Below are 12,951 nucleotides of genomic sequence, written 5' to 3'. Positions count from 1 at the left end.
GCTCGCGAGCCCTCCTAAAAAGTGCTCCGCGCCAGCCCGCAGGGCAGCCGGCCAATCCCCCGAAATCCCACGGCGGAGAACCCACGCCGCATTCCAAGTGCCGATTTTCCGGCCTCGGACGTGTCTCGTCAAATCGGCCCTCTCGCCGTTCCGTCCCCTACTGAGCGGCCAGTCAGCCTCGCTCACCCTCCGCGTCCGGGTCGATTCCGTACTCCTTGATTTTGTACAGCAGGGCCCGATGGCTGATCTCCAATACCTCGGCGGCGCGGGTGCGGTTGCCCCGAGTGCGGCGCAGGGCGGCGCGGATGTAGGACTCCTCCAGGTCGCGGATGGCCTGCTTGAGGGACAGGTTGGCGTCGGCGGGAGGGTGCGTGGGGGTGGGGGGTGGCTGCGTGGGGGCCGGCGCGGACGCGGTCCAGAGCCGCTCTGGCAGGTTCTGCGGGAGGATCAGCTCTCCCTCGGCCAGCAGGACGGCACGCTCGACGGCGTTCTCCAGCTCGCGCACGTTGCCCGGCCACGCGTAGGAGGCCATCAACGCCTCGGCCTCGGGGCTGAAGCCCCGCACGGGCGGCTCGCGGTTGAGCTCGCGGTTGAAGCGGGCGAGGAAGGCGCGCGCCAGCAGGGGGATGTCGCTGGTGCGCTCGCGCAACGGGGGCACCCGCACGTTCACCACGTTGAGCCGGTAGTAGAGGTCCTCGCGGAACTCGCCCCGCTCCACCAGCCGGCCCAGGTCGCGCAGCGTGGCGGCGATGACGCGCACGTCCACCTTCTCCGCGCGGTTCTCCCCCACCGGGCGGATCTCCCCCTCCTGTAGCACGCGCAACAGCTTCACCTGGGCGGGCGGGGGCAGCTCCCCCACCTCGTCGAGGAAGAGCGTGCCCCCATCGGCCTCGCTGAAGAGGCCACGCCGGGCGGTGCGCGCGTCGGTGAAGGCGCCCCGGGCATGGCCGAAGAGCTCGCTCTCGATGAGGCCCGCGGGAATGGCGCCGCAGTTGACGGCGACGAAGGGCATGGCGGCCCGGGGCGAGCGCGCGTGCAGCGCCCGCGCGACGAGCTCCTTGCCCGTCCCGCTCTCGCCCGTGATGAGGACGGTGGTGCCCACCGGCGCCAGCCGCTCCACCTGCCGCAGCACCACGCGAAGGGGCTCGCTGTCGCCGAGGATGCGCTCCACGGGCACGGCCCCACCCACTCCCCGCAGGCGCCGGTTCTCCCGCAGCAGCCGCTCGCGCTCCTCCGCCTTGCGCAGGACGAAGACGATCTCCTCGGGCTTGAAGGGCTTGCGCACGTAGTCGTACGCACCGGCCCCCACCGCCTCGAGCGCCTGCTCCTGCGAGCCGTACGCGCTCATCACCACCACCGTCAGTCCCGGGTGCTCGGCGAGCGCCTGACGCAGCAGGGACAGCCCGTCGAGCCGGGGCATGCGCACGTCGCACAGCAGCACGTCATAGCCGCGCGCGGCCAGCTCCCGCAGCGCCTCCTCGCCGTCGGACACCGCACGCACCTCGTAGCCCAGCCCGGACAGCACCAGGGTGAGGACGTGGCGCACGGAGGGCTCGTCGTCGGCGACGAGGATGCTGCGGAAGAGGGCCATGGCTATACCCCAGAAGTAGCCCACTCCCGGGGGCGCGGCCAGATTCCGCCTCAGACGCCCGGCAGTCGGACGGAGAAGCGAGCGCCTCCCTCCGGGACATTCTCCACTGTCAGTCGTCCTCCCATGCCCTCGGCCAGGTGCCGCGACACGGCCAGCCCCAGCCCCGTGCCCTGACCGGGCTCACGGGTGGTGAAGAAGGGCTCGAAGAGGCGCGGCATCACCTCGGGCGGAATCCCGGGTCCCGTGTCCTCCACCACCAGCAGCACGTCCCCTTCCCCACTCCGGGTGGAAAGCCGGACGACCCCCTCCCCCTCCATGGCCTGCACCGCGTTGAGCAACAGGTTGATGACGATCTGCGACAGCGGCCCGGAGTCCGCCCGCGCCAGCAGGCCGGGAGCCAGCTCGAGGACCAGCTTCACCCGCGAGAAGTCCCGCCCCGCCTTCACCAGTTGCACGCACGTCTCCACCACGCGCCCCACGTCCACCGGCCCCAACCGCTCCCGCCCCGGGCGGCCGATCTCCAGCAGCCCCCGCACGATGCCGTCGATGCGCTGCACCTCATGATCGATGCGCGCGAGGTACTCCTGCACCTCCGGGTCCTTCGTCCGGGCACCGGCCAGCGAGAGGTAGCCGAGGATGCCCGCCAGCGGGTTGCCGACCTCGTGGGCGACGCCCGCCGCGAGCCGCCCTACGGTGGCCAGCCGCTCCGTGGAGACGAGCTCGGTCTGCGCCAGGGCCAGGCGCGCGTTGGCGGCACGCAACGCCTCCATCTGGTTCCGGGTGGTGTCCTGCTCCCGCTGGAGCACCGCCGCCATGCGGGAGAGCGCCCGCTGGATGCGCGAGAGCATCGGCCCCGCGCTCACCGGCATCGCCACGTCCAGCTCCAACCGCCCGAGCTGCTCCACCACCTCCTCGGTGCGCCGCAGGGGCCGGCCCACCATGAAGTCCAGCACCGCGTATGCCACGGCGGTGAGCAGCACCAGGTCCAGCCCGAGGAGGAAGGGCAGCGAGCCGAGCGTGCGCGCCAACACCAGGGACTCCGGCGAGCCGTACGCCGCGCAGTGGCGCACCGCCTCCATCAACGACAGGAGCGGCCGCTGCAGGGTGAGCCAGGTGAGGCCCGTGCCCACCACGCTGAGCAGGAAGGCGACGCTGACGACCCGCCACTTCATCCGCGCCCGCGCTCCCTCACGGCACTCCCGTCAACAGGATGTCGATCGGCATCGGCAGCACCTCGCGCAGCCACGGGCCGAGCAGCATCACCTCGAGCGCCGCGAGCGCCAGCCAGGGGCCGAACGGGATGTTGGTGGGACCCGGAACCCAGTCGTCCTCCTCCCCATCTTCGTCCGCGTTCGCCTCGCTCCCGGTCTCCTCCCTCGCCGGACTGGCACTGGCGGCGTCAGCACTGGCGGTGTCAGCACTGGCGGCGTCCGCGGAGGGCTCTCGCACGTCGGGCGCCGTGACGGGAGAGGCCGCGGTGGAGACCTCGGGCTGCGGAGCGGCTCCGGCTGGAGGCGGCGCGGGAGTGCCGGCGACAGGGGTTTCCGTCTCCGATTCCGCCTCCGGCGCCGGTCCCGCCCGCCCGCGGATGAGCAGCAGCAGCGAGCCCACCACCGCGCCCTGCAACGAGGAGAGGAAGATGACGCCGAGCAGCACCTTCCAGCCGAGGAAGGCGCCGATGAGCGCCAGCAGGAACTTGTCGCCTCCGCCCAACGCCTCCTTCTTGAAGATCTTCTCCCCCAGCCACTCCAGCGCCCAGAACACGAGGAACCCGGCCACCGCGCCAGTGACCGAGGCGATCAGCCGATCCATGCCGATGGGCACCGACAGCGCCACGCCCGCGGCGATGCCCGGCAGGGTCAGCTCATGCGGGAGGATCCAATGCTCCAGATCGATGAAGGCCAGCGGCACCAGCACCATCACCATCACCAGGGCGGACACCAGCTCCGGGGTCCAACCAAAGCGCCGCTGGCTGGCGAAGAAGAGCGCCGCGGTGAGCAGCTCGATGGCCGGGTAGCGCCAGGAGATGGGCTGGCCGCATGAGCCACAGCGCGCTCGCAATGCCAGCCACGATAGGACTGGAATGTTCTCGTACCACGCAAGTTGATGCCCACACTTGGGGCAGCGCGAGCGCGGCCGCACGATGCTCTGATCGTAGGGCACACGAGCGATCACGACATTCAAGAAACTGCCGAAGAGCAGGCCCATGACGACAATCAGCGCCACGGCCGCTCCCTCCAAGGCCTGAGGAGTCACGTTCTGCGTCCCTTCTTCCGCGAGGAGCTCCTGATCGCGCAGCATAGGGCCCGGGCGCCCACCGCGGGCGGACGATTCCTGTCACCCTGGTGACAAAAATTGGCACCTGCCTGACCATTCCGGGCACCCGGACCGATGCAAGTCCTTGGATCGCCGTCACGGGTCGGGTGGTTTGACCGTGGCACCGTTCGTGCTATTCCTCATCACGGCTTCGGCCGCAACCCATCCTTCACCCGAAGGGACTCCCATGACCCGTCTGTTCGCCCGGAAGAACCGTGGCTTCACGCTCATCGAGCTGATGATCGTGGTTGCCATCATCGGCATCCTCGCCGCCATCGCGATTCCCAACTTCATCAAGTTCCAGGCCCGCTCCAAGCAGGGTGAGGCCAAGTCCAACCTGAAGGCCTGGTTCACCACCGAGCGCGCCTACCTGCAGGAGAAGGACCGCTACTCGGAGAACATCAAGGCGATCGGTTACGCCCCCGAGCGCGGCAACCGCTACTACTATGAGTTCAAGAGCGGCGGCGAGTGCGAGGTTCGCGCTGTCTCCGGCGTGACCGGTCCCGCGGCCGGCACCGACACCACCTGCATCACGGTGGACCAGGGCAAGCACACCACCGCCACCGACAAGCCGACGCCCACGAAGGCCACCTTCACGTACTCTGGCGCCGGTGACGACCCGTCGAACCCCGGCATCTCCGGTGACTGCCCGGGCTGCAACGTGGACGCCTACGCCGCTGGTCAGATCGACAACGACAAGACCGGCGTGGACACCTGGTACATCTCGACCAAGGACGCCAAGGCTGGCTCCGCTCCCTGCGGCTCCGACGCCGACGAGACCAACGCCGTGGCCGGCACGCCGTACAGCACCTTCAACGACGTCGACTGCGACTGAGTCGAGCTGACCTACCGGGCAACCGGTTGGTGTTGAATCCGAAGGGCACCTGGAAATAATCCAGGTGCCCTTCTTGGTTTTAGGGCGCACTTGTCTCCTGGCGCAATCATGAGGCCGCAAACCTCCCTCCTCCCTCTCGTCGTCGGCATCGTCAGTCTGGGCGCCCTGGCCCTGCTCGCCGCTCCTCCACGCAAGCCCCCGCGCGGTCCCCACGAAGAGCCTCTGCTGCCGCGCAAGGAAGTGCTGCAGGTGGTGGGACGCAGTCACCTGCCCCTCCTCGTGGACTACCTGTGGATCCAACTCATCCAGGAGACCGGGCGCGCGAGAACGGCCGAGGAGTACCGCGACATCTACCCCTACGCGGAGCTCCTCACCGACCTGGACCCGAAGTTCGGCCTCGTCTACCGCTTCGCGGGCACCGCGCTGCCCACCAACCTGGGGCGCGAGCAGTGGGTGAACACGCAGGAGTCCACGCGCATCATCCGCAAGGGCCTGCCGCTCTTCCCCGATGATCTGCAGCTGAACATCCTGCTGGCCTACAACCTGAGCACCTACCACAGGGAGTACCGGGAGGCCGCCCAGGTGTTGGAGCATGCCTCCAAGCTGCCCGGCGCGCCCGACTACCTTGCCCCCCTGGCCACCCGCCTCTATGCCCAATCCGGTGAGGTGGACGCGGGCATGGCCCTGGCGGTCTCGCTCGCCGAGTCCGCGCAGGACGAGGAGACGCGCGCCGCGTTCGAGCAACGCATCCAGGACTTGAAGATGGAAGCGGAGCTGCAGCGCGTGGACAAGGCCATCGCGACCTTCCGGGAGCACTTCGGTGTGGCGCCTCCCGACGTGCCGACGCTCCTCTGGTTGGGTTTCCTGCCTCGCCCCCCGGTCGACCCGGCCGGCGGCGACTTCTACATCGGCCACGACGAGCGCGCCTACTCGGAGACGCAGCGCCGTCGGCTCGAGATCTTCACCCCCAACAACCGGGGCTATCAGTGGAAGTGAGCTCCATGGACTCCTCAGCACCCATTGAGATTCGCAACCTGTCCAAGACGTACAGGCTCGGCTTCTTGATGAACCGGCAGGTCCGCGCCCTCCAGTCGCTGGATCTGACGCTCATGCCGGGCCAGGTGTACGGGCTGCTCGGCCCCAATGGGGCCGGCAAGTCCACCACCATCAAGATCCTGATGAACCTGGTGCGCGCCTCCGCGGGCGAGGCCCGCCTCTTCGGCCTGACGCCGGACGACAAGGAGGCGCGGCGCCGCGTGGGCTACGTGCCGGAGAACCCGGCACCGTACGAGTACCTCACCGGCCGCGAGTTCGTCACGCTCTCGGGACGGCTGGCCGGAATGAGCGGCAAGGAGCTGGATGACCGCGTCTCCCAGGTGCTGGGGATGGTGCAGATGGAGCGCGCGGCCGGCCTGCAGATCCGCCGCTACAGCAAGGGCATGGTGCAGCGCGTGGCGCTGGCACAGGCGCTGGTGAGCCGGCCCTCCCTGCTCATCCTCGACGAGCCCACCTCGGGGCTGGATCCCGTGGGGCGCCGGCAGATCCGCGACCTCATCCTCGAGGAGCGCGAGCGCGGCACCACCATCCTCTTCTGCACGCACATCATCCCGGACGTGGAGGCGCTCTGCGAGCGGGTGGCGGTGCTGGTGGGAGGTCGGCGGGTGCGCGAGGGCAGCGTGGCCGAGCTGCTCAGCTCCGAGACGACACAGGTGGAGCTGACGGTGGAGGGACTCCCGCTCGAGCGCATCCAGTCCCTGGGCGTCCCGCTGGAGTCCGCGCAGACCCTGGAGAGCCGGGTGATGCTGCGCATCCGCGAGTCGGAGTCGCAGCCGCTGCTCAAGAAGCTGCTGGAGGCGGGAGCGCGGGTGACGAAGCTGCAGCCCGCCCGCTTCTCGCTCGAGGACCTCTTCCTGCGTGCGCTCGAGGAAGCGCGGCAGGGCCCCGTTGGAGGGGAGATCTCCTGATGAATCCGTTCATTGCCCTGGCGTTCAATGGCTTCCGCGAGGCCCGGCGCAACCGCATCACGATGGTGGTGGGTGTCTTCGCCCTCATCCTGCTGCTGAGCAGCACGCTGGTGGTCTCGGTCACCATCACCACCTTCGAGCGCGTCCTCACCGACATGGGCCTGGGGGCCATGAGCCTCACCCTGGCGCTGCTCGCCATCTTCCTGTCCAGCGGACTGCTGTCGCGGGAGATCGAACGGCGCACCATCTTCCTGATGGTGTCCAAGCCCATCTCGCGCGGCGCCTTCCTGGTGGGACGGCTGGTCGGCAACATGCTCACCCTGACGGTGCTGCTGGCCGCCATGAGCGTGCTGTTCTTCCTGCTGATGGCCGGCTACGGCTACCCCGTCACCGCCTCGCACCTCACCGCCATCGTCATGCTGTGGTTCGAGCTGTGGGTGCTCAGTGGCGTGGGATTCCTGATGTCGAGCTTCTCCAGCCAGGCGGTGTCCGCCTTCGTGACGGTGAGCGTCTACTTCGCCGGGCACCTCGCGGGTGACATCTACAAGCTGGCGCAGAAGTCCGAGAGCGGGCTCGTCCAGAAGGTGGGCCGGGCCGCCTACTACCTGCTGCCGGACCTGGAGCGGCTCAACTACCGCCCGCATGCCACCTACGGCGTGGTCACCAGCATGGGCGAGCTGCTGCCCTCGGCGGGCTACGCCCTCGCCTTCACGGGCGTGCTGGTGTCCCTGGCCGTCCTCCTCTTCAACAAGCGGGACTTCCGCTAGGCCGCCCGAAGCGGGGCGGCGAGGTGCCTCACGGCTCGTCGTCCTGCTCGGACAGTCCGTGCTTGGCCAGGCGGTAGCGGAAGGAGCGGAACGTCAGACCGAGCAGATCCGCCGCCCGCGTCTTCACCCCACCCGCCTGGGTCATGGCGGCTACCAGGTAGCGCCGCTCGGCATCGTCCAGGTGGCGCTCCAGCGAGAAGCCGGAGCCGAGTGTCACCTGCTGCCCCTGCTCCGCCGAGGGCCGCTCCGGCTCCCCTCGCAGCGAGGGAGGCAGCGAGGCCAGCGTCAGCACGTCCCCATCCGCCAGCGTGGCCGCGCGCTCGACGATGTTCTCCAGCTGGCGCACGTTGCCGGGGAAGGCGTAGGAGGACAGCACGGCCATCGCCTCCGGGGAAAAGCGCAGCCCCAGCCGCCCCAACTCCTTGCGCTGCCGCTCGAGGAAGTGCTCGGCCAGCAGGGGGATGTCGCCAGCGCGATCGCGCAGCGGCGGCAGCTCCAGCGTAATCACGTTGAGCCGGTAGAAGAGATCCTCCCGGAAGCGCCCCGCCTTCACCTCGGTCTCCAGGCGCTTGTTGGTGGCCGCCAGCACGCGCGCGTTGAAGGGCACCTCCGCCGCGCTGCCCACCGGCTTCACCTTCTTCTCCTGCAGCACGCGCAGCAGCTTCACCTGGGTGGCCTGCGGTATCTCGCCAATCTCGTCGAGGAATACCGTCCCCTCCCCCGCGTGCACGAGCAGGCCCGGCCGCTCCTGCGTGGCGCCGGTGAAGGCCCCCTTCACGTGGCCGAAGAGCTCGCTCTCCAGCACGCCCTCGTTGAGCGCTGCGCAGTTGACGGGGAGGAAGGGCTGGCCTGCCCGCGGGCTCTTGAGGTGGATGGCCTTGGCGATGAGCTCCTTGCCCGTCCCGCTCTCGCCGTGGATGAGGACGGTGGAGCGGGTGGGCGCCACCTTCTCCACCAGGTTCCACACCGCCCGCATCCGCTCGCTGCGGCCCACGCCAATCACACCGGCCCCGGGCACCAGGTGCTCGCGCAGCGAGACGTTCTCCCGGCGCAGCTCGCGCTTCTCCAGTGCCTTCTGCACCAGCAGCTTCAGCTCCTCGTTGTCAAAGGGCTTGCCGATGTAGTCGTACGCCCCCTCGCGCATGGCCTCCACCGCCGAGGCCGCCGTGCCGAAGGCGGTGATGACGATGACCTCGGGCGGCTCGGCCAGGGCTCGCGCCCCACGCAGCACGTCCATGCCACTCTGCGAGGCTCCCAGCTTCATGTCGGTGATGACCAGGTCCACCGGCTTGGAGCCCAACACCTCCCTGGCCACCCGCACGTTCTCCGCGCACGTCACCTGGTAGCCCGAGCGGGTGAGCAGCACCTCCAGGAATTCGCGCATCGACAGCTCATCGTCCACTACCAGGATGTGCACGGCCACGCTCTCCCTTCCCCTCAACCCTGCAGGGGCAACTGAATGAGGAACTCGGTGCCCTCCCGCGGAGAGGAGGACACGCGGATGTTGCCACCATGCGCACGCACGATGGAGTACGCCGTGGACAGCCCCAACCCGGTACCGCCATCCCGGGTGCTGAAGAAGGGCTCGAAGATGCGCGACAGGTCCGAGGCGGGAATGCCGCCGGCCGAGTCCCAGATGCTCAGCAGGGCCTGCTCCCCGGAGGGCTCCAGCGTCACGCGCACCCCGCCTCCCTCGCCGGCCGCCTGGAAGGCGTTGCGCAGGATGTTGATGAGCACCTGCCGGAGCTGATCCGCGTCCACTGGCACGCGCAGGGGTGCCAGCGCCGTCTCCACCCGCACCTGCCGGGCGATCGGATCCGCCCGCAGCATGTCCACCGTTTCCGCCACCAGCACCTCCAGCTCCAGCTCCAGCTTGGTGGGCGGGGGGGGCCGGGCGAAGCGCAGGAAGTCCTCCACCAGCTTGGAGAGCCGGTCCGACTCGCGCAGCAGGATTTCCACCAGCTTGGCCGAGCCCGGGTCCGTCCCAGGGTCCTGCACCAGCAGTTGCGCCGAGCCCCGCATGGCCGCCAGCGGGTTGCGAATCTCATGCGCGAGCTGGGCGGCCAGCGTCCCCAGGGCCGCCAGCCGGTCCGCGCGCTTCAAGTCCTCCTCGATGCGGCGCAGCTCGGTGAGATCCTGGAAGACGATGAGCGTCCCCAGCTCGCTGCCCTCCAGCTCCGTCACCGTCAGCCCCAGCGTGCGCAGGCCTGACGCCGTGCGGACCGTCAGCTCCCGGCGGCGCAGGCGGACATCCGCCCCCAGCGCCCCCGGCAGCAGCGCCTCCACATGCGTGCTCGCGGGCAGCCGGGGCTCCAGCGACAGGATGGAGCTGGCCGCGCGGTTGACGAAGGTGACGACCCCAGCCGCGTTGCAGGTGATGAGCCCCGAGGGCATGCAGGCGAGGATCTGCCGCTGCAGGACATCCAACCGCTTGAGGTCCGCCACGCGCGCGGACAGCTGGCCACCGGTCGCCGACAGCTGGCGCGCCAGGTAGCCCGCCAGCACGGCGATGAGGAAGAGGGCCAGCACGTTGCTGGCCATCAGGAAGGCGAACCGGCCTCGCGTGGGGGTGGTGGAGCTGATGGGCGGCACCAGCCAGCTGAACTTCACCGCGACCAGCAGCGAGGCATAGGCGAGCGCGCCAGCCCCCGCGGTGACGAGCGCTCCCCGGCCATCCAGCACGATGCTCGCGACGATGACGGCCAGCAGGTAGAGGAAGGTGAAGGGGCTGTCTCCCACGCCCGTGAGGAACACGAGCGCCGAGGCGATGATCAGGTCCCCCATCACCTGCACCGCCGCCGCCACCCGGTCCACCTGCCCCCGGCGCAGCATGAGGCCGTAGACGAGGGTGAAGACGTACACGAGCCCGATGACCGCGAAGGACAACATGTCCGTGCGGCTGGGCTCTTCGAGGGGCTGGACGAACAGGCGGACGGCGACGGCGATCAGCGACAGGCTGACGGCCACCGTGCGGAACACGGTGAGCCAGACCAGCCGCGTGCGAAGCGCGTCCGCCTCGGGCGGAGCGGCGAGGACCAGACGGCCGCCGACGCTACTTGACGGCACCGGCGATGGAGAAGATGGGCAGGTACATCGCGATGAGGAAGCCACCGACCACGCCGCCCAGGAACACCATGAGGAGCGGTTCGATCATCGACGTGAGGGCCGCGACCGCCGTGTCCACCTCGTCGTCGTAGAAGTCGGCGATCTTGTTGAGCATCGTGTCCATGGCGCCCGTGGCCTCGCCCACGCCGATCATCTGCACCACCATGGGCGGGAACACCTTCGTCTCGAGCAGCGGACCGGCGATGTTCTTGCCCTCGGCGATCTTCCCGCGCACGAAGTAGATGGCCTCTTCCACCGTGCGGTTACCGGCCGTCTTCGCCGTCACGTCCAGCGCGTCCAGGATGGGCACGCCCGAGGAGATCATCGTGCCGAGCGTACGGGTGAAGCGCGCCACGGCCACCTTGCGGATGACGGGCCCGAACAGCGGCGCCATCAGGAAGATCTTGTCCCAGAAACGCCGGCCCTGCGGGTGACGGTACGAGTACGTGAAGGAGACGGCCGCGACGACGATGGCGCCGAACGCGTGCAGGTAGTACGCCTGCGCAACGGCCGACAGGTCCACCACGAACTGGGTGGGCGCGGGCAGGGCCTGACCGAAGTCCTTGAACATCTTCTCGAACGTCGGCGTCACCTTGAGGAGCAGCAGCGCCGTCACGCCGAAGGCCACCAGGATGACGATGGCCGGGTAGGTCATCGCGCCCTTGACCTTGCGCTTGAGCTTCTCGTTCTTCTCGCGGTAGGCCGCGAGCCGGTTGAGGATGGTGTCGAGGATACCGCCCACCTCGCCCGCGGCGCACAGCTGGACGAAGAGCTCGTCGAACACCTTGGGGTGGTCCGCCAGCGCGTCCGCGAAGGTGGAGCCCTGCTCCACCTTGGTCTTGATGGCGAACACGACCTTGCGGAAGGCCGGGTTGTCCATCTGGCTGCCCAGGATGTCGAGGCACTGCACCAGCGGCAGGCCGGCGTCGATCATCGTGGCGAACTGACGGGTGAAGATGAGGATGTCCTTGCCCGTCACGCCTCCGCCCAGGAAGCTCAGGTCAAGGTTGGAATCCAGCATCCCCTTGCGGCGGACCTTGACCGGATTGAGACCGAGCGACTTGAGGCGCGCGTTGACCGCCTCGATGTCGGCGGCCTCCATCTCGCCCTTCTTGGTCTCGCCAGCCTTGGTCTTGGCCTCCCAGAGGAACTGGGCCGTGTTCTTGGACTTCTGGGGTGCAGCTTTCTGAGTCGCTGTTGCAGCCATACAGCCCTCCGAGGGGGACGCGAGTCTATCCCCGCGGTTGAATTTCGCGAATTACCGTGCGCCCGGACCGGCCGGACGCTGACCAGGCATGCCAGCGGGGCCACCACCCGCCAGCAGGTTGCGCAGCTCCTCGGGGTCGCTCGAGCGGCCGAAGGCCTCGTCCTGGCTGATGAGCCGCCGCGCCAGCAGCGCCGCCAGGGCCTGATTGAAGGTCTGCATGCCGAACTTGGCCTGACCCACCTGCATGGACGAGTACACCTGATGGACCTTGTCCTCGCGGATGAGGTTGCGGATGGCGGGGTTGGGGATCATCACCTCCAGCGCCAGCACGCGGCCCGGGGAGCCCGCCTTGGCGATGAGCGCCTGGCTCATCACGCCTTCCAGCACGAACGAGAGCTGCGCGCGCACCTGCGGCTGCTGGTACGGCGGGAACACGTCCAGCACGCGGTTGATGGTCTGCACCGCGCTGTTGGTGTGCAGCGTGGCGTAGCAGGTGTGACCCGTCTCGGCGATGACGAGCGCCGCCTCGATGGTCTCCAGGTCGCGCAACTCACCCACCAGCACCACGTCCGGGTCCTGGCGGAGGATGTACTTGAGCGCCGTCTTGAAGCTGCGCGTGTCCGCGCCCACCTCGCGCTGGTTCACCAGGCAGTTCTTGTGCGGGTGCAGGTACTCGATCGGATCCTCGATCGTCATGATGTGCTCATGACGGTCGGTGTTGATCTTGTCGATCATCGAGGCCAGCGTGGTCGACTTGCCCGAGCCCGTGGGACCCGTCACCAGGATGAGGCCGCGCGGCTTCTTCACCAGCTCGGCCACCACCGGGGGCAGGCCGAGCTCCTGGAACGTGAGGATCTTGAAGGGAATGGTGCGGAAGGCACCGGCCACCGCGCCACGCTGCATGTAGATGTTGGCGCGGAAGCGCGACAGTCCCTTCACACCGAAGGACAGGTCGAGCTCGTTCTCCTCCTCGAACTTGTGCTTCTGCGCGTCCGTGAGGATGGAGTAGCAGAGCTGCTTGGTCTCCACCGGGGTGAGCTGGGCCGTCTTGAGCGGCACCAGCTCGCCGTCCACGCGGAGCTGGGGCGGGGAGCCGGTGGTGATGTGGAGGTCGGAAGCACCCTTCTCGACCATCGCCTTGAGCAGCTGATGCAGATTCACGAAAA

General features: G+C 68.8%; 11 protein-coding genes and 1 pseudogene. 5 read left to right on the top strand and 7 right to left on the bottom strand.

Annotation, left to right across the window (positions count from 1 at the left end):
* Window positions 1-172: 172 nt before the first annotated feature.
* From JRI60_RS12070 to JRI60_RS12060, 3 genes are read right to left on the bottom strand one after another with little or no spacing between them, the layout of a single operon-like run.
* The gene (locus JRI60_RS12070; protein WP_204225999.1) at window positions 173-1,591 is read right to left on the bottom strand and encodes a sigma-54-dependent transcriptional regulator; all 1,419 of its coding nucleotides are present in this window, start codon (window positions 1,589-1,591) and stop codon (window positions 173-175) included.
* A gap of 50 nt (window positions 1,592-1,641) precedes the next feature.
* Complete coding sequence (locus tag JRI60_RS12065; RefSeq protein WP_204225998.1) at window positions 1,642-2,763, bottom strand: sensor histidine kinase; 1,122 nt, start codon at window positions 2,761-2,763, stop codon at window positions 1,642-1,644.
* Window positions 2,764-2,779: 16 nt separating this feature from the next.
* On the bottom strand, window positions 2,780-3,817 hold the full coding sequence (locus JRI60_RS12060; RefSeq protein ID WP_343213402.1) for a prepilin peptidase: 1,038 nt from the start codon (window positions 3,815-3,817) through the stop codon (window positions 2,780-2,782).
* Window positions 3,818-4,094: 277 nt separating this feature from the next.
* Here JRI60_RS12060 and JRI60_RS55090 point away from each other — a divergent pair.
* The 5 genes and pseudogenes from JRI60_RS55090 to JRI60_RS12040 all read left to right on the top strand — a co-directional run.
* Window positions 4,095-4,197, top strand: a pseudogene (locus JRI60_RS55090) (prepilin-type N-terminal cleavage/methylation domain-containing protein); the annotation flags it as partial.
* A complete protein-coding gene (locus JRI60_RS12055; protein ID WP_430384404.1) occupies window positions 4,170-4,742 on the top strand; it encodes a prepilin-type cleavage/methylation domain-containing protein in 573 nt (190 codons plus the stop codon). The pseudogene JRI60_RS55090 and the gene JRI60_RS12055, both read left to right, overlap by 28 nt.
* Before the next feature lie 108 nt (window positions 4,743-4,850).
* Complete coding sequence (locus JRI60_RS12050; RefSeq protein ID WP_204225995.1) at window positions 4,851-5,738, top strand: hypothetical protein; 888 nt, start codon at window positions 4,851-4,853, stop codon at window positions 5,736-5,738.
* 5 nt (window positions 5,739-5,743) lie between these two features.
* On the top strand, window positions 5,744-6,706 hold the full coding sequence (locus tag JRI60_RS12045) for an ABC transporter ATP-binding protein (RefSeq protein ID WP_204225994.1): 963 nt from the start codon (window positions 5,744-5,746) through the stop codon (window positions 6,704-6,706).
* Window positions 6,706-7,473, top strand: a complete 768-nt coding sequence (locus JRI60_RS12040; RefSeq protein WP_204225993.1) for an ABC transporter permease — start codon at window positions 6,706-6,708, stop codon at window positions 7,471-7,473. Before JRI60_RS12045 ends, JRI60_RS12040 begins: the two co-directional genes overlap by 1 nt.
* 28 nt (window positions 7,474-7,501) lie before the next feature.
* Here the strand turns inward: JRI60_RS12040 and JRI60_RS12035 are convergent, their stop codons facing one another.
* From JRI60_RS12035 to JRI60_RS12020, 4 genes are read right to left on the bottom strand one after another with little or no spacing between them, the layout of a single operon-like run.
* Window positions 7,502-8,857 carry a sigma-54-dependent transcriptional regulator gene (locus JRI60_RS12035; protein WP_239470778.1) on the bottom strand — a complete coding sequence of 452 codons (1,356 nt, stop codon included), beginning with the start codon at window positions 8,855-8,857 and terminating at the stop codon, window positions 7,502-7,504.
* A gap of 53 nt (window positions 8,858-8,910) precedes the next feature.
* Window positions 8,911-10,539, bottom strand: coding sequence for a two-component system sensor histidine kinase NtrB (locus tag JRI60_RS12030; RefSeq protein ID WP_343213401.1), 1,629 nt, complete (start codon window positions 10,537-10,539; stop codon window positions 8,911-8,913).
* Entirely contained in the window at window positions 10,526-11,785 is a 1,260-nt protein-coding gene (locus JRI60_RS12025; protein ID WP_204225991.1) for a type II secretion system F family protein, read from the bottom strand. The genes JRI60_RS12030 and JRI60_RS12025 overlap by 14 nt, the downstream gene beginning before the upstream one ends.
* Before the next feature lie 51 nt (window positions 11,786-11,836).
* Window positions 11,837-12,919 carry a type IV pilus twitching motility protein PilT gene (locus tag JRI60_RS12020; RefSeq protein WP_275439612.1) on the bottom strand — a complete coding sequence of 361 codons (1,083 nt, stop codon included), beginning with the start codon at window positions 12,917-12,919 and terminating at the stop codon, window positions 11,837-11,839.
* Window positions 12,920-12,951: the final 32 nt, after the last annotated feature.

It is taken from the genome of Archangium violaceum (genome assembly GCF_016887565.1).
Lineage (GTDB): Bacteria > Myxococcota > Myxococcia > Myxococcales > Myxococcaceae > Archangium > Archangium violaceum_B.
The sequence above is the reverse complement of the archived record's forward strand: the minus strand, read 5'-3'. Positions and strand labels throughout refer to the sequence as shown.

What these genes read in the sequence shown, in the direction of transcription:
- JRI60_RS12045 (WP_204225994.1), top strand. Translation starts at nt 5,744, where the DNA reads ATGGACTCCTCAGCACCCATTGAGATTCGCAACCTGTCCAAGACGTAC.
- JRI60_RS12065 (WP_204225998.1), bottom strand. Translation starts at nt 2,763, where the DNA reads ATGAAGTGGCGGGTCGTCAGCGTCGCCTTCCTGCTCAGCGTGGTGGGC.
- JRI60_RS12035 (WP_239470778.1), bottom strand. Translation starts at nt 8,857, where the DNA reads ATGCGCGAATTCCTGGAGGTGCTGCTCACCCGCTCGGGCTACCAGGTG.
- JRI60_RS12070 (WP_204225999.1), bottom strand. Translation starts at nt 1,591, where the DNA reads ATGGCCCTCTTCCGCAGCATCCTCGTCGCCGACGACGAGCCCTCCGTG.
- JRI60_RS12020 (WP_275439612.1), bottom strand. Translation starts at nt 12,919, where the DNA reads ATGGTCGAGAAGGGTGCTTCCGACCTCCACATCACCACCGGCTCCCCG.
- JRI60_RS12025 (WP_204225991.1), bottom strand. Translation starts at nt 11,785, where the DNA reads ATGGCTGCAACAGCGACTCAGAAAGCTGCACCCCAGAAGTCCAAGAAC.
- JRI60_RS12040 (WP_204225993.1), top strand. Translation starts at nt 6,706, where the DNA reads ATGAATCCGTTCATTGCCCTGGCGTTCAATGGCTTCCGCGAGGCCCGG.
- JRI60_RS12050 (WP_204225995.1), top strand. Translation starts at nt 4,851, where the DNA reads ATGAGGCCGCAAACCTCCCTCCTCCCTCTCGTCGTCGGCATCGTCAGT.